This is a genomic window from Brucella oryzae, assembly GCF_041929965.1.
Taxonomy (GTDB): domain Bacteria; phylum Pseudomonadota; class Alphaproteobacteria; order Rhizobiales; family Rhizobiaceae; genus Brucella; species Brucella oryzae.
Genome location: NZ_JBHEEO010000005.1, coordinates 66,173 through 86,238, shown reverse-complemented (window position 1 = coordinate 86,238; position 20,066 = coordinate 66,173). Strand labels below are relative to the sequence as shown.

Below are 20,066 nucleotides of genomic sequence, written 5' to 3'. Positions count from 1 at the left end.
CACAAAATTAGAGCATCATGGATAGCAGACTTGTTCAAAGAAGCAACACGTCTCGAAATGGATTTTTCATCTCCTGCCACTGAGAGGAATGAAATCCTCATTCTGACGCGAAAGCGCAATTGGCCGTCCGATAAATGATTGACGCTGACACCCTAACCGATAGGAATGATTGCAGGAATTGCAGGAGGCATCATGCGCAGCACCAAGGTCATCCATATTGTCGGCTGTCACGCAGAGGGCGAGGTCGGCGATGTCATCGTCGGCGGTGTCGCGCCTCCTCCCGGCGATACCTTATGGGAACAATCGCGCTTCATCGCCCGCGACGAGACCTTACGCAATTTCGTGCTGAACGAACCGCGCGGCGGCGTCTTTCGCCACGTCAACCTGCTGGTGCCGCCGAAAGACCCGCGCGCGCAGATGGGTTTCATCATCATGGAACCCGCCGATACACCGCCCATGTCGGGTTCGAACTCGATCTGCGTTTCGACAGTGCTGCTCGACAGCGGTATCATCCCGATGCAGGAGCCGGTGACGCGCATGGTACTGGAAGCGCCCGGCGGAATCATCGAAGTGGAAGCTGAATGCCGCAACGGCAAGGCCGAGCGCATTTCGGTGCGCAATGTGCCGTCTTTCGCAGACAGGCTCGATGCTGCGCTTGAAGTCGACGGGATCGGCACAGTCACGGTCGATACGGCCTATGGCGGCGACAGTTTTGTCATTATCGACGCGGCGCAGATCGGCATGAAGATCGAGCCGGGTCAAGCGCGGGAACTGGCCGAGATCGGGGTGAAGATCACCAAAGCCGCCAATGAACAGCTTGGCTTCCGCCATCCTGAAAAAGACTGGAACCACATTTCCTTCTGCCAGATCACCGAGCCGGTGACGCGCGAGGGTGATGTCCTGACCGGCGTGAATACCGTGGCCATCCGTCCGGCCAAGCTCGACCGCTCGCCGACCGGCACCGGCTGTTCGGCCCGCATGGCCGTGCTGCACGCAAAGGGCCAAATGCAAGCCGGTGAAAGATTTATCGGCAAATCGGTGCTGGGTACGGAGTTTCATTGTCGGCTGGACAAGGTGTTGGAATTGGGCGGCAAGCCCGCCATCAGCCCGATCATTTCCGGCCGCGCATGGGTGACGGGAACCTCGCAGCTCATGCTCGATCCGAGCGACCCGTTTCCCGGTGGATATCGGCTGTCTGACACCTGGCCAAAGATGCCTGAATAGTCGCATCCCCTCACCCTGAGGTGCGAAGCGAAGCCTCGAAGGGCGATCCTTCGATCCTTCGAGACGGCCCTGCGGGCCTCCTCAGGATGAGGATCGAGAAAATGAAAAACCCCGCCAAAGCGGGGTTTTTCGATAGTGCTAAGCTAGAACCTTACGCGAAATCGAGTGCGCGGTCGCCGTTTTCATCCTTGATACGGGATGGCAGGCCGATATGGTTCAGGATGTTGAGGAAAGGCTTCGGGTTCAACTCTTCCACATTGACCATCTTCTTCACATCCCATTCGCCCGAAGCGATCAGGATGGCGGCAGCGACAGGGGGTACACCAGCGGTATAGGAAATACCCTGCGAACCCACTTCGTTGTAAGCGTCCTTGTGGTCGGCAACGTTGTAGATGAAGACTTCCTTTTCCTTGCCGTCCTTGGTGCCCTTGACGAAATCGCCAATGCAGGTCTTGCCGGTGTAATCCGGTGCCAGTGACGACGGATCAGGCAGAACGGCCTTGACCACCTTGAGCGGCACGACTTCCAGACCTTCAGCGGTCTTGACTGGCTGCTCGGACAGGAGGCCCAGATTATTCAGCACCGTGAAGACATTGATGTAGTGATCGCCAAAGCCCATCCAGAAGCGGACATCCGCGTTCGGATAGTTCTTGGAAAGCGAATGCACTTCATCATGGCCGGTCATATAAGCCTTGCTCGGGCCGACGACAGGCAGGTCGAACGTGTGGCCGACTTCGAACATCTTGTTCGACTGCCAGGCACCCTTCTGCCAGGAATAAACTGTGCCGGTGAATTCGCGGAAATTGATTTCCGGGTCGAAATTGGTCGAGAACCAGCGGCCATGCGAACCGGCATTGATGTCAACGATGTCGATGGATTTGACTTCATCGAGATAATCATCGGCTGCCAGACGCGCATAGGCATTGACCACGCCCGGATCGAAGCCGATACCGAGAATGGCGGTGATGCCCTTCTCTTCACATTCCTTGAGGTGCTTCCATTCGTAATTGCCATACCATGGCGGCGTCTCGCAGATCTTCTTCGGATCTTCGTGAATGGCCGTGTCCATGTAAGCAACGCCCGTGTCGATACAGGCGCGAAGGACCGACATATTGAGGAAGGCCGAGCCGACATTGATGACGATCTGAACGCCCGTCTTCTGGATCAGAGCCTTGGTGGCCTCAATATCCATTGCGTCCAGCGCATGCGCTTCCAGCTTCACCTCGGTCTTGAGGCTCTTCTTTTCATGCACGCTATCGATAATCTTGCGGCATTTCTCAACCGTGCGGGACGCAATATGGATATCGCCCAATATGTCAGAGTTTTGCGCACATTTATGTGCAACAACCTGTGCCACGCCCCCGGCGCCGATAATGAGAACGTTCTTCTTCATTTTCTGTCGATGCTTCCTCTTCCAGCGGTTCCCCGCCATCTGTTTCTCGTCCCCGGCGCCCTCAGCCGTAGAACCTGTTTAAGTTTTACGCCGCTAATTAATACTGCGGCGCAGGGCTCAGGAGAGCGAACCCTCAAAATCCGCATAATCAAATTCGCGGACAAGTTTGACCGTGCCATCCAGCTCGCGCACGGCAATCGCAGGCATTTTCACGCCATTGAACCAGTTCTTCTTGACCATCGTATAACCGGCCGCATCTTCAAATGAGAGGCGGTCGCCGATGGAAAGCTCCTTGTCGAACGTGAACTCGCCGAAAATATCGCCTGCAAGGCAGGATTTGCCGCAGACCATATAGCTGTGCTCGCCATTGTTTGGCGCCATCTTCGCCTTTTCGCGATAGATGAGCAGGTCAAGCATATGCGCTTCGATGGAACTGTCGACGATGGCAAGGTTTTTGCCGTTATAAAGCGTGTCGAGAACCGTGACTTCCAGAGTCGTGGTTCTGGTGATCGAGGCCTCGCCCGGCTCCAGATAAACCTGAACGCCGAACTTTTCCGAGAACGCCTTCAGGCGTGCGCAGAATTCATCGACCGGATAATCGTCGCCGGTGAAATGGATGCCGCCGCCAAGGCTCACCCATTCAACGCGATGGAGAAGCGAGCCGAATTTTTCTTCAATGTCGGTCAGCATCTTGTCGAAAAGACCGAAATCGGAGTTTTCGCAATTGTTATGGATCATGAAACCGGTAACGCGATCCATGACCTTTTCCACCTTCGCCACGTCCCACTCGCCAAGACGGCTGAACGGACGCGCCGGATCGGCCAGATCGAAGCCCGAGGACGAGACACCCGGATTGAGGCGCAAGCCGCGCCTGATATGCGCTGCCTTGTCGGCGAAGCGTTCCAGCTGTCCGATGGAATTGAAGATGATCTTGTCGGCATGGCTGATAACGTCGTCGATCTCGTTATCGGCGTAGGCCACGCTGTAGGCATGGGTTTCGCCGCCAAATCTCTCGTGACCGAGACGCACTTCATTGAGCGAAGACGATGTCGTGCCATCCATATATTCGCTCATCAGATCAAATACCGACCACGTGGCAAAGCATTTCAGCGCCAACAGCGCCTTGGCGCCGGATTTCTCGCGCACATATGCAACCTTTTCCATGTTGCGCTTCAGCTTGGTCTTGTCGATCAGATAGTAAGGCGTCTGGATCATGAGAGTTCCGGGTCGTCCAAAAGGAGAAATCTGGCCTCGCCAGCAAGGCTGGTTTGCCAAGTTGAGGAAACATACAAGTAGTTTCCCAAATTATTTGAAGGCTTATAGGAAGCTTGTGACAGAAACACAAATCCGCCACAGCATTATCGGGAAAAATTTCCCCACAAGCTATCGCGGATTGCTTCTCCACCTCCGGCGGGTGAGCTTCATATAGAGCTTTTTGCGAGGATTTGAACCCCGTCCCTCTTACTCGCCCCCTTGCCCCCGTCATTTTCATTGAAAGTCTTTGCCTGGACAAATGGCTTCAACCCGGCAAGACAGCTTGCTACAGTTTCATGAGTATCATCAATCCGATTAAACAAGCGCTTGCTTGACAAATTATAGGCACGGGCGTAGCCATTATTTCCATGTTCGGATCGGCCTTATTCGGGCTTTCGACCGCTTAATGACAGTCAGAGGAAAATGAAATGCAGGATCACAAGCCGACCGCCGGTTGGGGAGATCTGTTCGCAGGTAGAAACGGCATTGTTTCGCTGACGCTTGTTGGCGGCGTGGCGCTTCATGCCATCAACGTGTTCATCGCGACAACCATCCTGCCAACAGTCGTCGCCGACATTGGCGGCATGGATTATTATGCGTGGAACACGGCGCTGTTCGTGACTGCATCCATTCTCGGCTCAGCCCTCGTGCCGCGCCTGCTTTCACAGGCAGGCCCGCGCAGCGCCTACCTGATCGCGGCGGTCATCTTCGCTGCCGGAACCCTGACTTGCGGTCTGGCCCCATCCATGCCCGTCATGCTGGCGGGGCGCGCCATACAAGGCCTTGGCGGCGGCATGATGCTGGCGCTCTCCTATTCCATGATCCGCATCGTTTTCGACGAAGCACTATGGCCGCGCGCCATTGGTCTCGTTTCCGGCATGTGGGGCGTCGCCACCCTTGTCGGCCCAGCCATCGGCGGTGTTTTTGCGGAGCTTGGCGTCTGGCGCGCCGCTTTCTGGTCACTGGCGCCAGTGATTGCCCTGTTTACCGTCATGGCCATGATTATCCTGCCGCGTGAATCCGGCGCTGCCGCCAGCAATGACCGGCTTGCCTGGCCGCAACTCATCCTTTTGGCTGCTGCTGTCCTTGCCGTCTCTGCCGGGAGCATTTCATCTGAGCTGGCGCTGAATGCCGGTGGTGTCGCGGTTGCCATTGTCCTGCTGCTTCTCCTTGCCGCAGTGGAAAAGAAAGCCGGCAGGCGCATCCTTCCGAAAGGCTCGTTCAGTATCCAGAAACTCGGCGCGCTCTATCTGACGCTTGCCTTCCTCAGCGCATCCGTTACCAGTGCTGAGGTCTTCGTGCCGCTGTTCTTTCAGGTATTGCACAACCAGTCGCCGCTTGTTGCGGGGTATCTGGCAGCCATCATGGGCGGCAGCTGGACCCTTGGCTCTATCGGATCGTCAGGAGTTGCCGCCGGGCGCACTGACCGTGTGATTCTCGCCGCCCCCGTCATGGGGGTGGCAGGCATGGTAACGCTGGCTGTTCTCATTCCCGCAGGCAGCGAAGGACATTGGTATGATCTGCTGCCGATCTGTATCGCGCTGGCGGTCATCGGTTTCGGCGTCGGCCTGACATGGCCGCATCTGCTGACCCGCATTTTCAAGCGCGCCGACACAGAGGATCAAAATCTGGCTTCCGCGTCCGTGACGATGGTACAGCTTTTTACGACCGCCCTTGGTGCCGCACTTGCCGGAATGGTTGCCAATATGGCTGGCCTCACCAATCCCGGTGGCTTTGCCGGCACCGCACATGCCGCACTTTGGCTCTTCTCCGGTTTTGCCATTCTGTCTGCACTGGCGTTCGTATCAGCGCTTGCTCTGGTCCGCAGCGCGAAACAGCCGCAACCGGCACAATGCTGAAAGGGTGGTTAGGGCTGAAAGGATGGTTAGGCGGTTGGCGCAATAACGTAAGCACAGCGCCGTGCACCGGCCAGAATATGCTCGGTGCGGTTTACAGAAACATCAGGGCCAAGCACGGCCCTGAATACCTGAAGCTCCGACCTGCAAAAGCCCTGACAAGCATCGGCAGCGGCACAGATCGGACAATGGTTTTCTATGAGCACCCAGGAACCGTCTTCCCGCTTTACGGCATCAGCCATGTAGCCCTCGGCGGAACGAATATCGGCAAGTTCCTTCACTCGCTGGTCAAGAGGCAAATCCTTCAGGCGTGTCTGATATTGACGTCGCGTCTCGGTCTCGCGATGGGCGATCAGCGTGTCCAGCGCATCGTCACCAAGAATGGCGCGTACCGAATGAAGAAGCTGAACAGTCAAATCGGCATGTGTATCGGGAAAACGTTTGTTACCGGCTTCGGTTAAATCCCAGAACAATGAGGGTCGACCAACGCCCTGCGACACGGAATGTGAGGAAACAAGCCCCTCCTCGGCAAGACGCACCAGCTGTTGGCGAACCGCCTCACCTGTGGTTCCCAAATGCTCTCCGATGGTCGCCGCGGTCTGCGCTCCCCGCATCTTGAGCGAGAGCATGATCCTTCCTGCGGGAGAACGTGCTCCCAATTCATTGGTATTTAGAAAGTCATTCCTTGACATATGTGCCGTTTTCTATTTAAAGAAGGATTATCTTGTTAAATAGGCGATCAGACCTGTCAAAGCAAGATAATTCTGAATTTTCAATATTCAAACCGGCTTTCGTCAAAGCCAGAGTCGACACCGGAATCGATCCTCAGGATGCCGACCGGTGATCATGCTCAAGCGATCAGGAGTTTTAAAATGAGCTTCACTTTGCCACCACTTCCCTTCGCAACCAACGCACTTGAAGGCGTCGGAATGGGTACGGAAACGCTCGAGCTGCATCACGGCAAGCACCATCAGGCCTATGTGACGGCACTCAACGGTTTCGTTGAAAAGAATGACGCGCTCAAGGATAAAACGCTCGAAGAAATCGTCCTCTTCGCCAAGGACAAGGCCGATCTCGCTCCGGTGTTCAACAATGCTGGCCAGCACTGGAACCACAATCTGTTCTGGCAGAACCTGTCGGCAACCGGTGGACGCCTGCCCGGTTCTCTGGAAAAGAAGATCGTCGAGGATTTCGGCAATGTCGACCAGTTCAAGGAAGCCTTCAAGACTGCAGCCGTCGGCCAGTTCGGTTCTGGCTGGGCGTGGTTGGTTCTTGCCAATGACGGCAAGCTGAAGGTCACCAAGACACCAAACGGCTCCAATCCGCTGGCAACCGGCGAAGGCAAGGCGCTATTAGGGCTTGATGTCTGGGAACATAGCTATTATCTCGATTTCCGTAATCGTCGGCCTGACTATGTAACGAATTTCCTCGACAAGCTGGCCAATTACGAATTCGCGGAAGCCACCCTGAAGGCAGCATGACGCGCTTACATTGATTGCGATCAAGGCGTTTTGCCTGCAGCGGATGCAGTCTCCACGGAGGTGCATGGTTGCGGGCAAAATGCAGCAATGACCGATAAGACCGAACCAACCAATCCAATTCCCTGGACGCCGTCCTCCCAAGCGGTGCAGGAGCAAGACAGAGACAGTTCCGAAAATGAGCAGCAACTTCAATCAGGAAACCGTCACCGACATCCATCACTGGACCGATACGCTGTTTTCCTTCCGCACGACGCGCGACCCCGGTTTTCGCTTCCAGAGCGGTCAGTTCATCATGATGGGCTTGGAAGTGAACGGCAAGCCGCTCACGCGTGCCTATTCGATTGCCTCTAGCCTTTATGAAGACGGCTTGGAATTCTTCTCGATCAAGGTGCCGAACGGTCCGCTCACTTCCAAGCTCCAGCATTTGAAGGTTGGCGACCAGATCATCCTGTCCAAGAAGCCGGTCGGCACGTTGCTCTACGACAATCTGAAGCCTGGAAAAAATCTCTGGCTGCTCTCGACCGGCACCGGCCTCGCACCATTCCTGTCGATCATTCGCGATCTGGAAGCATACGAACGTTTCGAGAAGATCATTCTCGTTCATGGCGTGCGTCAGGTCGCCGAACTCGCCTATACGGATTTCATCGCCAGTGAACTGCCGCAGGATGAATTCCTCGGAGAAATGGTGCAGAAGCAGCTCATCTATTACCCGACCGTCACGCGTGAGCCCTACAAGAACCGAGGTCGCCTGACCGATCTCATCCGCTCGGGCCAGCTGTTCACCGATGTCGGTCTGCCCGAGTTTAACCACGACGACGACCGCATGATGCTCTGCGGCAGCCCGGAAATGCTGGCCGAAACAAAACAGATTCTGGAAGAGCGCGGGTTCACCGAAGGCAGCCAGAGCGAAGCCGGACATTACGTCATCGAGAAGGCTTTCGTCGAGAAATAAGCCCAGCATTCGTGCCAGAGCCTATCTCCTGAAAGTGGGAACCGGTTTCGAGATCAACACACTTGTGAAAACAGATGGATAGAGGGAGGCACCCAGCCTCCCTTTTTCTTTGGGGGTAACTGCTATGCGCGAACTGCCTGCAGGAAAAATGCTTTCACTCCGGCGACCATTTCGACACGATCCATCATATCCGGATTGGAGATGATCTCATCGACCGCACCGTGCAACGCATTAAACAGAAGCACGGCGGTCAAACGTGTATCGGCTATTTTCCACGCGCCTGCAGCATTACCGTCGGTCAATAGGGCATCAAGCCGGATGATTGCCGGATTTTCCTGTTTCATGCGGCGCATGGGTGGATGGAAATCGTGAAACACCATGTCGTGGAGCTTATAATTGTCGAGATAGCCGGCAATGCCGGTTTCGGCCCAGACAGCCAGCTTTCCCTGCCAGTCATCGACTGGACATTGTTCCAACTGCTGCTCCAGCCCTTCGCAGAACCGGTCGATAAAGCGCTGCCGCAAGGCGATCAGCATATCGTCCTTGCTGCGAAAATGCAGATAGAACGTACCTTTGGCGACATCCGCCAGACGCACGATTTCATCCACGCTTGTCGCCGCGAAGCCCTTCTCGAGGAAGAGGGCTTCGGCTGCCGCCATCAGTTCGTTGCGACGTATTTCCGCTGGTTTGGTGCGAGGTTTGGGCTTGATGGCGGTGGACGGCAAATCAATCTCCGGAACTTCAGGACGGTGCCAATTTATCCCGGATCGCCGCCCTGTCAAAATCAAGCTGGTTTGGTCGAACAACCCGATCCTCCAACCAATGTAACGCCGCGTCGACATTGGAGAATGTGCCCGCCGGAACGCGAAACAGCTTTTCAGCATCCATGCGGCTCGCCTGTTCATAAACAGATTCCGGCACGATGTTCACCATGCCCAGCACCTGTGCGCGAATGCGCTGTGCATTCTGCTGAAACCACTGTTTGACTTCACGCGCCGAGCCTTCGGGATGCGCAAGAGCATCCTCATCCAGAAAACGGCGGATCGTGACAAAGGGTGTTCCTGCATCAAGCCAACGGTTCCAGACATCAAAGAATTCACGCGTTTCTTCCGCGGTCGATACGCCCCTCGAGAGGGTGACGACGTAAGGCCAGTTTTCCGTATGGTGAAGCATCACGCTTCCCTCCTGCTCGATGTTCCTCATTCTGAGCGGTACTGCCGTGACGGCGATCCGGCAGTCGGCACGCACACAAGCAAGCTGCCAGACCGCCACACGACTCATGACTGACTATCAGTCAGTGACTTTGTGACATAAAAATATGAATAATTCAATCATGTTTTTATGTATGGAATTCTCGCCTCAAATACGCAAGACCAAGCCTCGCGAGGTGAACAAACCCTGATAGCAGAACACGTTTGAAATTTGGTGATGCAGGAGGGGCCATCTCCCATATTACTCAAAGCGTAATGCCTCAGTTACTCAGTTCAAAATCGAGCCCAATATCGAGGTTTGGCGCGCTGTGCGTTGTCCAGCCAACCGAAATCAGATCAACCCCGCTGGCGGCAACCGCCGCCACCGTTTCAGGCGTGATGCCGCCGGATGCTTCCGAAATGGCGCGCCCGGCGATCACCGACACCGCCTCGCGCAACTGCGCAGGCGACATATTATCGAGCAGCACCGCATCCACACCCGTCTCCATGGCTTCATCGAGTTGTTGCAGCGTATCGACTTCGACTTCGATCTTGACCATGTGACCGGCACCAGCCTTGGCGCGTTCGATGGCCTTGCGCACGCCGCCAGCGACTGCGATATGATTATCCTTGATCAGCACCGCATCATAAAGCGCGAAACGGTGGTTCATGCCGCCGCCTGCCCTGACGGCATATTTCTGCAAGGCGCGCAGCCCAGGTGTCGTCTTGCGCGTGCAGACGATGGAGGCCCTGGTGTCTTGGACCGCCTGCACCAAGCCGGCGGTGGCTGTGGCAATGCCGGACAGATGGCCGAGGAAATTCAGCGCCGTGCGCTCCCCCGCCAGGATCGAGCGCGACGAGCCGGAAACGCGGGCAACATCCGCCCCCTTCTCAAGAGACTGACCGTCCCGCGCCAGACGTTCGAATGTGACTTCCGGATCGACCAGACGAAACGCCATTTCGGCCACATCCAGCCCGGCGATGACGCCCGGCTGGCGCAGGCTGAACAGCATGGCCGAGCGGTGATCCTCCGGCACCACCGCATTGCTGGTAATATCGCCAGCAAGCCCCAGATCTTCCAAAAGTGCGGCGCGCACCATCGGTTCGACGACAAGCGGAGACAGGCGCGGCAGGTTCATCATGCAATCCTTGCAACAGGGTGAGACGCGGCTATTTCGCGAGCCAATGCGAAAGCTGCCGGAAAGGTGAGAAAGCTGCGGGCTGGGGCCGCATCTTTGGCGGGATAATCGGTGCGGGCATGGCTGCCGCGGGACTCGCGCCGTTCAAATGCCGCAACTGCAGCGACCAGCGCCACAGCTGCGGCATCGTCGGTCTCCGCGAGGAGGAGAAGGGTGGTGATTGCAGAACGCAAACCTTCTTCATCACGCAGCAGGCCAAGATGGTTGGAAACAATGCGCCGTACCGGTTCGGGATCGGCATTTTGCGGCGGGCTGACCGGCACGGGATGCCGAACGGCGACCGCGCTTTCATCACCGAGCGCGCGTGCGGCGCGCAGCCCCATCGCGGCGGCTTCAAGCAGCGAATTGCTGGCAAGCCGGTTCGCGCCATGCAGGCCGGTGCAGGCCGCTTCGCCCACCGCCCAGAGACCCGGCAGACTGCTGCGCCCATTGCCGTCGGTCCTGATCCCGCCCATATGGTAATGCGTGGCCGGTCTGACCGGGATCATATCCATGGCCGGATCGATGCCATGCTGTCTGCAAAGCGCGTCGATACCCGGAAACCGGCTCGCAAACCGCGCGCCCAGAGCCGCGCGCGCATCGAGAAAGACCTTGCGCCCTTGCGCAATCTCGCTGCCGATAGCGCGCGCCACCACATCACGGGGTGCAAGCTCGCGGCCCGGAATATCGCCCATGAAGCGCTCGCCGCGATCATTGACAAGTTGAGCACCCTCCCCGCGCACCGCCTCGCTGATGAGCGGCAGGCGCGGCGCAGAAACGGCAAGCGCCGTTGGGTGGAACTGCACGAATTCCATATCGGCAAGCACAGCGCCCGCGCGGCCTGCCAATGCGGCTCCCTGCCCAAGATTGCCGAGCGGCGTGGTCGTTGCCTGATAAAGTCCGCCGATCCCGCCCGTCGCCAGCACCACGGCGCGGGCTACAACCGGCCCGACATTTTCAAGGCTGGCACCCACAACACGGTCGTCCTGCCTGAGGAGCCGCAGGGCGCGAGTGTTTTCCATGAGGGTGATGGAAGGCGTCGCCAGAACCCTTTCGATCAAGGCGCGCACGATGCCCGCGCCCGTCGCATCGCCATCCACATGCACGATGCGATGGCGGCTATGGGCAGCTTCCAGACCGAGCGAAAACGAACCGTCCGCCTTGCGGTCGAAGTGCACGCCATGCGCTTCGAGCGCGGCCACGACCTCCGCGCCCGCCGCGATGATTTCTGCCGCCACGCCTGCGTCACACAGGCCGTCGCCCGCCACAATCGTATCGGCCAGATGCAGCGCCGTGCTGTCGTCCGCGCCAACACTTGCGGCAATGCCGCCCTGCGCCAAGGTGCTGGAACCGGACAGGCCGAGGTTTCCCACCGTCACCAACAAGACCGGCTGCGGAGAGAGCGTCAGCGCCGTCATCAGACCGGCAAGGCCGCTGCCAATGACGAGGACCGGGAGCGTATTCATACCGCCAGCATCCGCTCGACGGCGCGTCGGGCAGGTTCCATCAGTGCGGCATCGACGGTCACTTCATGGCGGTTGTTTTCCAGCGCATCGCGAATATTGGCGAGCGTGATCCGCTTCATATGCGGGCAGAGATTGCACGGGCGGATGAACTCGACATCCGGGTGGTCGACGGCAACATTGTCGCTCATCGAGCATTCGGTCAAAAGCACGACACGCTGCGGCTTCTTTTCGCCGACATAGTCCGACATGACCGCCGTGGAACCGGCGAAATCGGCAACTGCCACCACGTCCGGCGGGCATTCGGGATGGGCCAGAACCACCACGCCGGGGTGGCTTTCGCGCAATTCGCGGATATCGTCGGGCGTGAACCGCTCATGCACCTCGCAATGGCCATGCCAGGCGAGAATTTCGACATCGGTTTCGCGGGCCACATTCTGCGCCAGAAACTCGTCGGGGATCATCAGCACGCGCGGTACGCCAAGCGATTCCACCACCTTTTTCGCATTGCCCGAGGTGCAGCAAATATCGGATACCGCCTTCACGGCAGCAGATGTGTTGACATAGGTGACGATCGGCACGCCGGGATGCGCCTCGCGCAACAGCGCCACATCTTCCGGCGTGATGCTGTCGGCCAGCGAACAGCCCGCAGCCATATCGGGGATCAGCACCGTCTTGCCGGGATTGAGCAGCTTGGCCGTCTCGGCCATGAAATGCACGCCCGCCAGCACGATCACATCGGCATCGACCTCCGCAGCCTTGCGCGCCAGCGCCAGACTGTCGCCGACAATATCGGCCACGCAGTGGAAGATTTCCGGTGTCTGGTAATTATGCGCAAGGATGACGGCATTACGCTTTTTCTTCAGCTCGAGAATGGCTGCGACGTCGTCTTCGAAGCCCAGCCACTCCGCCTTGGGCAGCACCTTGGCCACGCGGTCATAGAGTTGCGAAACGGAAACATGATCGTTCATGGTTGGACCTCCAAGGTCACCTACGCATTGTCCCGCGCAAAACCGCTTCGCACTTTTGCTGGAAATGCTTGTCTACCCATTTATACTCAATATGAGTATTTAATGTTTATGAACTTATACTCGATTCGAGTATATTGTCAATCGCGGGAGATTGGCAGCTTGGCTCCAGCCAGATGGCGCTCGGAAAGGGCGCGTTCCTCGACAATCGAGTAGCGGAAACGGAACAGTTTTGCCGGGCGACCGCCGGTTTCGCTGTCGCTTTCGCCGGTTTCTTCGACGAGATCCTGCTGCTCGATCAGGCGGCGGAAATTCTGCTTGTGCAGGCGCAGGCCCGCCAGCGCTTCGACAGTCCGTTGGAGTTGCAAAAGCGTAAAACTGTCCGGCATCAGCTCGAACACTACCGGGCGGTATTTGATCTTGGCGCGCAGCCGCGCAATCGCCGTGGCAAGGATGCGGCGATGATCGGCAAACATGGAACGACCGTTCTCGTCTTCCTTCATCCCGGCTTCCGCCACCAGCCCGGCCTCGTAAAGAAGCTCATAGCGCTGCAACACGAGGTCTTCGTTCCAGCGCCCGCCCCACTCGCCGTTTTCAAAGCCGAAAGTGAAGGCGATGCGCCGCATGCGCTGCGCGGTCAGTTCCGGCGTTTCGGCCCGATAGGCCCAGACAAGGAGCGCATTGTTGAGATGCTCCATGATGGCCGGTTCGCCCTGACGGTGATCTTCCCATGGCAGATAATCATACCAGCCGCGCCAGCCCGCCTGCCCTGCCGCCGCATCGCTTTCGCGCACGAGGCCGAGATAGCTGATCGAGATGATGCGTTCGCCCTGCGCGTGACGGTCACGGTCGGCAAAGGTGTAGAGCTGCTCCAGATAGCCGACCGGATGCGCGGTTTCCGACTGCACCCAGGCGCGCAGACCCGATTGCAACGAACGGTGCTCGCTTTCGAATGGGCCGGATGGCAGGGCTTGCCCCTGCCGCACGGTCATGACGCGCGGCTGTTCGCTGGTCACGGCGGCCAGCACGGCAATCAGTTCGGTATGGGCAATATCGTCGGTCACGGCAACTCCGGAAAATACTTCCGACATTGAACGCGATTGACGAATAATTACAAGGCGCTACCGCCATACGGCACAGAATTTAAGGGTTAAGTTTTCGGTTTAGCGCCGAAAACATGCTCCGGCCCCGGGAATGTACGCGCCCGCACCTCCTCGGCATAGGCTTTCGCCGCATCGGACACTTGCGGCGCCAATTGAGCAAAGCGCTTCACAAAGCGCGGTGTGAAATCCTGAAACAGCCCCAGCATATCGTCGGAGACCAGTATCTGCCCGTCGCAGGCTGCCGAAGCCCCGATGCCGACCGTCGGAACGGAGAGCGATGCGGTGATCGCGCGCGCCAGCGGCTCCACCGTGCCTTCAATGACCAGCGCAAAGACACCGGCATCGGCGATAGCCTGCGCATCGCGGCGAATGCGGTCGGCCTCATCGTCATCGCGTCCGAGCGAGCGGAAGCCGCCAACCGTATTGACCTGTTGCGGCATCAGGCCGACATGACCGAACACCGGAATGCCCCGCCGAACCAGAAAATCGACCGTTTCGGCCATTTCCTCCCCGCCTTCGAGCTTGACGCCGTCGCAGCCGGTTTCCTGCATCACGCGGGCGGCATTGCGGAACGCCTGTTCCTTCGATTCCTGATAGGAACCGAACGGCATATCGACGATGACACAAGCCGTCTCCGCTCCGCGCATCACCGCCTGTCCATGGGCGATCATCATGTCGAGCGTCACGGCAAGGGTGGAATCCATGCCGTAAAGCACCATGCCGAGCGAATCCCCCACCAAAAGCAGGTCGCAATGCGGATCGAGCAGACGCGCAATCGGTGTCGTATAGGCGGTGAGGCTGACAATCGGGCGTTCACCCTTCAGGGCCGAGATAGCCTTGGGCGTCAGTCGCTTCTGTTTGACGGGCGCGCTCATCTCACGCCGCCTGTTCCTGCGCGACATGCGCAATCACGCGATTATCGAGGAGCCGCGTCGTGCCAAGCCGTACGAACAGCGCAATCAGCACCGGGTGCCCCTGCACCGCCGCCAGGCGCTCCAGCGTTTCGGGGTCACGCAGCGCCACAACTTCCGGCATCGCCAGCGGCTCTGTGGCAATAAAGGCGCGAATTGCCGCTTCCAGCGCATCGGGATCGTCCAGACCGGACCGATAAAGCCGCTCGGCCTCATCAAGCGCCTTCGGCACGATGATGGCAGCGGCGCGCTGTTCGGGCGTCAGATAGACGTTGCGCGACGAACAGGCGAGCCCGTCATTCTCCCGCACCGTCTCAACACCGACCACGCGTACGGGTATCGCCATATCCTCCACCATGCGGCGGATGATCACGAGCTGTTGAAAGTCCTTTTCGCCGAAATAAGCGGTATCAGGCCCAACGATATTGAAAAGCTTGCTGACCACCGTTGCGACACCGGCGAAGTGGCCGGGACGCGCCTCACCTTCCATCTGGTTGCCAAGGGCTGGCACATCCACCACGGTCTGCATTGGGCGCGGATACATCTCGCTGACGGCTGGTGCGAAGAGGTAATCGACCTCTGCCCCGCGCAATAGAGCCGCATCGCGTTCCAGATCGCGCGGATATTTGTCGAGGTCTTCATTCGCGCCAAATTGCAGCGGATTGACGAAGATCGACACGACAGTCACGTCATTGTCGGCGCGCGACCGGTGAACAAGTTCCAGATGGCCTTTGTGAAGATAGCCCATTGTCGGCACGAAGCCGATGCGCTTGCCCGCACGACGCGCAGGCGCCAGCACCTGCCGCAACTCCTCGATGGTGCGGATAATCTGCATGAGGTCCTCCTCGCGGCCCGAACTTTCTGGCCGCGAGTCCTACAGCGTCAGCTTAAATAAGACAACTGCAGAGGCAAAGCGTTCTACTGCGTCGGGATCGTGACTGCGCCAACCGTATTGCCGACAGCACGGCCGAAACGATCAATCTGCTCGTCATAGGTTTTGCGCGTGTTCGGATCGAACACGGCAATCGGCGCTGTTACCACCAGCGAAGCCGCCGTACCGACACCTTGGGCCGTACCGATCGCGACTGCACCCAGACGATCACCGAGACCGACCTGCGAATCCGTGATGGTCTGGCCTGCAACAAGGCGCTGACCGATCAGCTGTACGACCTCTGGACTGGAGGCGAATTTGCCATGGTTGAGCCTATCGCCCGACTTGAGCTTGGTGAGATCGATGACACTAATGCCTGCTTTTTCAAGCTCGGAGCGATACGGCTCGATTGACGGATCGATCTGGCCGAGACGGTCGATATTGCCGGAAATACGCCGTGACAATGCAAGTGCCTTGTCATCTCGCGACGTGAACAATGTGAAGCGCGGATGCTGCTTGCCCATCGCCAGAAACTGTTTCGAGAACACATCGACGTCGAGATCGGGCGATGCGAGAATGACGTCTGTTATCTTGGCATTCACGCGACCGTCGCGGATAGCCATCTGCCGCAGAGCCTCGACCGTCAGCCAGCTGCCCATTGAGTGGGCCATGACCGTGATATCCTTGACTTCGGGTTCGCGAACGATGGCGCGCAATATCTGTTCCAGCGCGTCGCGGGAATAGTTGGTGCTTTCCTTATCGTAATTATAGTCGAACACGCTGGCACGCGACGGCCAGGTGAAGATCACCGGCGCAACATCGGCTCCAGAATCGTGCACGATCTGGGCAAAGCGATAGACGGAATCCTCGAACGTATTGTTGAAGCCGTGCACGAAGACCATCACGCGGCGACTCTTGGTCAGATGCGGGCGAACCCAGCCTGCCATTTCCACATCTGTCTTGAGCGGCGTCACGCTGACGGTGGTGAAATCCTTCTGCGGATTGGGTGGCAGCTTCTTGGGCCACTGTACTTCACCCGCCTTGCGGTTTTTTTCCGGCGGAATGGACACAACAATCTCGTTGAGCGACACGAGCTTGTCACGCTCGCCGGAGAAAAGAATGCCCGGTTTGTCGGATGGACGGCGCGTGGTCGCCACGACAAGATCGACCTTGGTGGTACCGGGAGAAGCGGCATCGCCAACGGGTACAAGCACACCTTCAGGCCGGCTGGCGCAACCGGCAAGCAGAGACATCAGAACAAGCAACGCAGGGGCAGTCCGAGAAAAAATGCGCCGCAAAACCAAACTCCCTAAACGCTACGCCAGCAGGTCTCTTATACCAGAGCGCTGCGATACTGACGCATCACGCCCTGAAAATGCTCAATCGCCGCACAAGCTCAACCAAAACTCGATGGGTCAAACTCATCTAGTTTTGGTATTACACCCGAAATTTGAGGGTTAATATATTCTTTACGTGAAAGGTTCTGCCAAGCCCCAATTATCCACCGTTGTCGGAACGCAAGACGATTGCGGCTTATTGGTTACACACTGTTCAACAGGTGATACTTTCCTCGCGGGCTGCCCCGACCGATATAACCGCCAACAGCAACTCCGTATCTGAAGGAGGCACATTATGGCATCGGAACTGACAGGGCTGCATCATTTGACAGCCATCACCGCCGACGCGCCCGGCAACCGGCGCTTCTACACCGACACGCTCGGACTTCGGCTCGTCAAGAAAACCGTCAATCAGGACGACACCAGCGCCTACCATCTGTTTTACGCAGACGGGCTGGCTTCGCCCGGCACGGACGTTACCTTTTTTGACTGGCCGGTACAGCGCGAACAGCGCGGCACCAATAGCGTTATCCGTACCGGCTTGCGTGTGAACGGTGTGGAAAACCTAGAATGGTGGCGAAAGCACCTGAACGATAAAGGCGTCCAGACCGGCGATATTTTCGAAGTTGCAGGACGGGCCGTTCTCGACTTCGAGGACCCGGAGGGGCAGCGTCTGCGTCTGACCGATGACGGTGGCGCGGGGGAAGCACACAGTTGGGACCGGAGTCCTGTGCCTGCAGAAAAACAGATCAGGGGCCTCGGACCGATTACGCTCAGTGTTCCCGAACTGGCGCCCACCCAGATCATTCTGGAAAAGGTCATGAACATACGCCAGACCGGCGATTACGTTTCGCCTGACGGTGAAGGTCATGTCCATGTCTTCTCCATGGGTCCGGGCGGAGCTGCAGCCGAACTGCATGTCGCGGTACAGCCGAACCTCCCCACTGCATGGCAGGGTGCGGGCGCTGTGCACCATGTGGCATTCCGCACGCCGGATCAGGAAGGCATGCAGGAATGGGTCGACCGCCTGCGGTCTGTGCGTATGCCGTCAAGCGGCGAAGTCGAACGCTACTATTTCCGCTCGCTCTACTTCCGCGAGCCGAACGGCATCCTGTTCGAGATCGCGACCGATGGTCCCGGCTTTGCAGTCGACGAGCCACTTGAAAGCCTTGGCGAAAGCCTGTCGCTTCCGCCTTTCCTCGAAGGAAAGCGCGAAGCGATCGAGCGAAACCTGAAACCGCTTGATTAATATAGTAAAAGGGCTGCGGAACTCTCCGCAGCCCTTTTACTTATATCTTGTCTCGAAGCCAGTCGCTTACGATGCGGATATCTTCATCTATGAGCGCATGCCCGGCCTCGACCTTACTGATCGTAAGATCGGCCCCGTCTTCTCTCAGGGCTTTTTCCAGTGTTCCGTTCCCATCTCCAAAAGGATCGGAAGCGCCGTTCATCAAAAGCACTGAAGCATCCGACAAATCCGCGCCATCGGGCTGCTCCTCCAGAACCTCCTGACCACGCAGAAGAACCGCCGTGCGAACCACATGCGGATGCAGGCGCATGAAAGCCGCCAGCAGATTTGCGCCGTTGGAGTTCCCGATAAAGGCCGTCCGGTTCAGATCGATGCCATAAGCAACGGCGGCACCTTCAACGAAAGCCTCGAATGCCTGCGCTTCAAACTGAATATCGGCCTGATCGAACTTTTTCAGGTCGAAGCGACGGAACCAGCGCTGGATACCCTCTTCCGTACTGCGTCCACGTACCCCCAGCAGGATTGCGCGTGGCGCAACCTTGCGGGCGAAAGGCATCAGGTCATTTTCGTTCCCGCCAGTACCGTGCAAGAGCACTAGCGTACTGCCATCCGGGTCTTCCGGCTGGTGTATCCGATGAACGAAAGGCAGGTCGCGATAGATGACGCGCTCTTCGCCCGGCAGGGCAAATTGCGGCATCCGTGCCCGGATGGCATCGGCCTTTTCTTCATTGCCCGGCGGCACGAACAGGAACTGGCCCAGTTTCTCGACCGGCTCGTCTATTGCGAAGCCCGGCGCATCGGTTGCAAATTCGAACAGCGTTCCACCCGGCTCGCGAACATAGAGCGACGTGAAATATTTGCGGTCGTGCACATTGACGGCACTAGAGTTGAGCTTCGACAGTTCCTTCTCCGCCTTTTCCACTTCACCAGTATCGGCGGCACGAAAAGCGACATGATCGGCAATGCCCGTGCCAGGAATACCCGGCCAGAAGCCGCCCGCATCACGCACATCAATGGCATCGCCGGAATCTGACAGAAGACGATCTATCGTGCCCTCTTTCGCCGAAGGCCTGAAACCAAAATGGCGTTCGATGAAACCAGCCGTCTGTTCCGGCGCTTCGGACAGAATGGTCGTGGCACGCAAACGCCTGACGGCGAAAGCTGCCGGAATACCTTCGCTTTCCCACGCATCGTTAGCGGCAAGATCGCAACCGACAAGCTTGACGATCACACCATCGGGATCGCGCAGGCGCAGAACAGGCTCGCCAAACTCCTGAACCGGTCCTTCGGATGGCACATGATAGCGCAAGGCGCGCTCCAACCAGAAACCGATGGCAGTGCGATCAATGGCAAGTGCGATTTCGCTAACCTGACCATGGCCGACACGGCCCCTGGCACCATCTTCCCACACCAGGAACGTAATTAACGATCCGGGCGTACCCGAACGGTCGCCATAGAACAGATGGAGCTGCTCGGCATCTTCAAACCCGCCCGTCTGCTTGACGATACGCAATCCCAGAAAACCGGCATAGAAATCGACATTCGCCTGCACTTTTCGGGTGATGAGGGTAATGTGGTGGATGCCGCTTGTCATGGACGCTGTCTCCCCGATTCAGAACTTGAGTCAAAAATAGAG

The 20,066-nt window shown here is 57.8% G+C and carries 18 protein-coding genes; 5 read left to right on the top strand and 13 right to left on the bottom strand.

Features of this window, described 5'->3' with window-relative positions:
- The first annotated feature begins 192 nt into the window (after positions 1-192).
- Positions 193-1,224, top strand: a complete 1,032-nt coding sequence (locus JNC70_RS06680) for a trans-3-hydroxy-L-proline dehydratase (RefSeq protein WP_104756173.1) — start codon at positions 193-195, stop codon at positions 1,222-1,224.
- 151 nt (positions 1,225-1,375) lie between these two features.
- On the opposite strand, the gene JNC70_RS06675 is transcribed toward JNC70_RS06680, so the two are convergent.
- Together JNC70_RS06675 and nspC are read right to left on the bottom strand one after the other, a co-directional pair.
- Positions 1,376-2,617, bottom strand: coding sequence for a saccharopine dehydrogenase family protein (locus JNC70_RS06675; protein ID WP_104756106.1), 1,242 nt, complete (start codon positions 2,615-2,617; stop codon positions 1,376-1,378).
- Between the two features lie 117 nt (positions 2,618-2,734).
- Entirely contained in the window at positions 2,735-3,832 is a 1,098-nt protein-coding gene (gene nspC / locus JNC70_RS06670) for a carboxynorspermidine decarboxylase (protein WP_104756107.1), read from the bottom strand.
- Positions 3,833-4,299: 467 nt separating this feature from the next.
- On the opposite strand from nspC, the gene JNC70_RS06665 reads away from it, so the two are divergent.
- Complete coding sequence (locus JNC70_RS06665; RefSeq protein ID WP_104756108.1) at positions 4,300-5,730, top strand: MFS transporter; 1,431 nt, start codon at positions 4,300-4,302, stop codon at positions 5,728-5,730.
- A 26-nt stretch (positions 5,731-5,756) separates the two neighbouring features.
- Here the strand turns inward: JNC70_RS06665 and JNC70_RS06660 are convergent, their stop codons facing one another.
- On the bottom strand, positions 5,757-6,356 hold the full coding sequence (locus JNC70_RS06660; RefSeq protein ID WP_104756109.1) for a helix-turn-helix transcriptional regulator: 600 nt from the start codon (positions 6,354-6,356) through the stop codon (positions 5,757-5,759).
- Between the two features lie 243 nt (positions 6,357-6,599).
- Here JNC70_RS06660 and JNC70_RS06655 point away from each other — a divergent pair, with 243 nt between their 5' ends.
- Positions 6,600-7,208: a superoxide dismutase gene (locus JNC70_RS06655; RefSeq protein ID WP_104756110.1), complete on the top strand. Its 609-nt coding sequence runs from the start codon at positions 6,600-6,602 to the stop codon at positions 7,206-7,208.
- 175 nt (positions 7,209-7,383) lie between these two features.
- Positions 7,384-8,160: a ferredoxin--NADP reductase gene (locus JNC70_RS06650; protein WP_104756111.1), complete on the top strand. Its 777-nt coding sequence runs from the start codon at positions 7,384-7,386 to the stop codon at positions 8,158-8,160.
- A gap of 122 nt (positions 8,161-8,282) precedes the next feature.
- On the opposite strand, the gene JNC70_RS06645 is transcribed toward JNC70_RS06650, so the two are convergent.
- The 9 genes from JNC70_RS06645 to JNC70_RS06605 all read right to left on the bottom strand — a co-directional run bounded on the left by JNC70_RS06645 (position 8,283) and on the right by JNC70_RS06605 (position 17,148).
- Entirely contained in the window at positions 8,283-8,885 is a 603-nt protein-coding gene (locus JNC70_RS06645; protein ID WP_104756112.1) for a TetR/AcrR family transcriptional regulator, read from the bottom strand.
- Between the two features lie 16 nt (positions 8,886-8,901).
- The gene (locus tag JNC70_RS06640) at positions 8,902-9,333 is read right to left on the bottom strand and encodes a hypothetical protein (protein ID WP_104756113.1); all 432 of its coding nucleotides are present in this window, start codon (positions 9,331-9,333) and stop codon (positions 8,902-8,904) included.
- Positions 9,334-9,631: 298 nt separating this feature from the next.
- A complete protein-coding gene (gene nadC, locus JNC70_RS06635) occupies positions 9,632-10,489 on the bottom strand; it encodes a carboxylating nicotinate-nucleotide diphosphorylase (protein WP_104756174.1) in 858 nt (285 codons plus the stop codon).
- A complete protein-coding gene (locus JNC70_RS06630) occupies positions 10,489-11,994 on the bottom strand; it encodes an L-aspartate oxidase (RefSeq protein ID WP_104756114.1) in 1,506 nt (501 codons plus the stop codon). Before JNC70_RS06630 ends, nadC begins: the two co-directional genes overlap by 1 nt.
- Positions 11,991-12,962, bottom strand: a complete 972-nt coding sequence (gene nadA, locus JNC70_RS06625) for a quinolinate synthase NadA (RefSeq protein ID WP_104756115.1) — start codon at positions 12,960-12,962, stop codon at positions 11,991-11,993. The genes JNC70_RS06630 and nadA overlap by 4 nt, the downstream gene beginning before the upstream one ends.
- Before the next feature lie 137 nt (positions 12,963-13,099).
- Positions 13,100-14,050: an NUDIX hydrolase gene (locus tag JNC70_RS06620; protein ID WP_104756116.1), complete on the bottom strand. Its 951-nt coding sequence runs from the start codon at positions 14,048-14,050 to the stop codon at positions 13,100-13,102.
- Positions 14,051-14,109: 59 nt separating this feature from the next.
- Positions 14,110-14,937 (bottom strand): 3-methyl-2-oxobutanoate hydroxymethyltransferase, encoded by an 828-nt coding sequence (panB, locus tag JNC70_RS06615; RefSeq protein WP_104756117.1) that lies wholly within the window; start codon positions 14,935-14,937, stop codon positions 14,110-14,112.
- Position 14,938: 1 nt separating this feature from the next.
- Entirely contained in the window at positions 14,939-15,808 is an 870-nt protein-coding gene (gene panC, locus JNC70_RS06610) for a pantoate--beta-alanine ligase (protein ID WP_104756118.1), read from the bottom strand.
- A gap of 83 nt (positions 15,809-15,891) precedes the next feature.
- A complete protein-coding gene (locus JNC70_RS06605) occupies positions 15,892-17,148 on the bottom strand; it encodes an alpha/beta hydrolase (protein ID WP_208623461.1) in 1,257 nt (418 codons plus the stop codon).
- A 328-nt stretch (positions 17,149-17,476) separates the two neighbouring features.
- On the opposite strand from JNC70_RS06605, the gene JNC70_RS06600 reads away from it, so the two are divergent.
- Positions 17,477-18,430 (top strand): ring-cleaving dioxygenase, encoded by a 954-nt coding sequence (locus tag JNC70_RS06600; RefSeq protein WP_374788559.1) that lies wholly within the window; start codon positions 17,477-17,479, stop codon positions 18,428-18,430.
- A gap of 40 nt (positions 18,431-18,470) precedes the next feature.
- Here the strand turns inward: JNC70_RS06600 and JNC70_RS06595 are convergent, their stop codons facing one another.
- The gene (locus tag JNC70_RS06595) at positions 18,471-20,024 is read right to left on the bottom strand and encodes a VOC family protein (protein WP_104756121.1); all 1,554 of its coding nucleotides are present in this window, start codon (positions 20,022-20,024) and stop codon (positions 18,471-18,473) included.
- Between the last annotated feature and the right edge of the window lie 42 nt (positions 20,025-20,066).

Bases quoted from the DNA above. Each gene is read 5' to 3' on its own strand.
- JNC70_RS06600 (WP_374788559.1), top strand. From the start codon at position 17,477: ATGGCATCGGAACTGACAGGGCTGCATCATTTGACAGCCATCACCGCC.
- nadA (WP_104756115.1), bottom strand. From the start codon at position 12,962: ATGAACGATCATGTTTCCGTTTCGCAACTCTATGACCGCGTGGCCAAG.
- JNC70_RS06675 (WP_104756106.1), bottom strand. From the start codon at position 2,617: ATGAAGAAGAACGTTCTCATTATCGGCGCCGGGGGCGTGGCACAGGTT.
- JNC70_RS06640 (WP_104756113.1), bottom strand. From the start codon at position 9,333: ATGCTTCACCATACGGAAAACTGGCCTTACGTCGTCACCCTCTCGAGG.
- JNC70_RS06650 (WP_104756111.1), top strand. From the start codon at position 7,384: ATGAGCAGCAACTTCAATCAGGAAACCGTCACCGACATCCATCACTGG.
- nadC (WP_104756174.1), bottom strand. From the start codon at position 10,489: ATGAACCTGCCGCGCCTGTCTCCGCTTGTCGTCGAACCGATGGTGCGC.
- JNC70_RS06595 (WP_104756121.1), bottom strand. From the start codon at position 20,024: ATGACAAGCGGCATCCACCACATTACCCTCATCACCCGAAAAGTGCAG.
- panC (WP_104756118.1), bottom strand. From the start codon at position 15,808: ATGCAGATTATCCGCACCATCGAGGAGTTGCGGCAGGTGCTGGCGCCT.
- JNC70_RS06665 (WP_104756108.1), top strand. From the start codon at position 4,300: ATGCAGGATCACAAGCCGACCGCCGGTTGGGGAGATCTGTTCGCAGGT.
- panB (WP_104756117.1), bottom strand. From the start codon at position 14,937: ATGAGCGCGCCCGTCAAACAGAAGCGACTGACGCCCAAGGCTATCTCG.
- JNC70_RS06660 (WP_104756109.1), bottom strand. From the start codon at position 6,356: ATGCTCTCGCTCAAGATGCGGGGAGCGCAGACCGCGGCGACCATCGGA.
- JNC70_RS06630 (WP_104756114.1), bottom strand. From the start codon at position 11,994: ATGAATACGCTCCCGGTCCTCGTCATTGGCAGCGGCCTTGCCGGTCTG.
- nspC (WP_104756107.1), bottom strand. From the start codon at position 3,832: ATGATCCAGACGCCTTACTATCTGATCGACAAGACCAAGCTGAAGCGC.
- JNC70_RS06655 (WP_104756110.1), top strand. From the start codon at position 6,600: ATGAGCTTCACTTTGCCACCACTTCCCTTCGCAACCAACGCACTTGAA.
- JNC70_RS06680 (WP_104756173.1), top strand. From the start codon at position 193: ATGCGCAGCACCAAGGTCATCCATATTGTCGGCTGTCACGCAGAGGGC.
- JNC70_RS06620 (WP_104756116.1), bottom strand. From the start codon at position 14,050: ATGTCGGAAGTATTTTCCGGAGTTGCCGTGACCGACGATATTGCCCAT.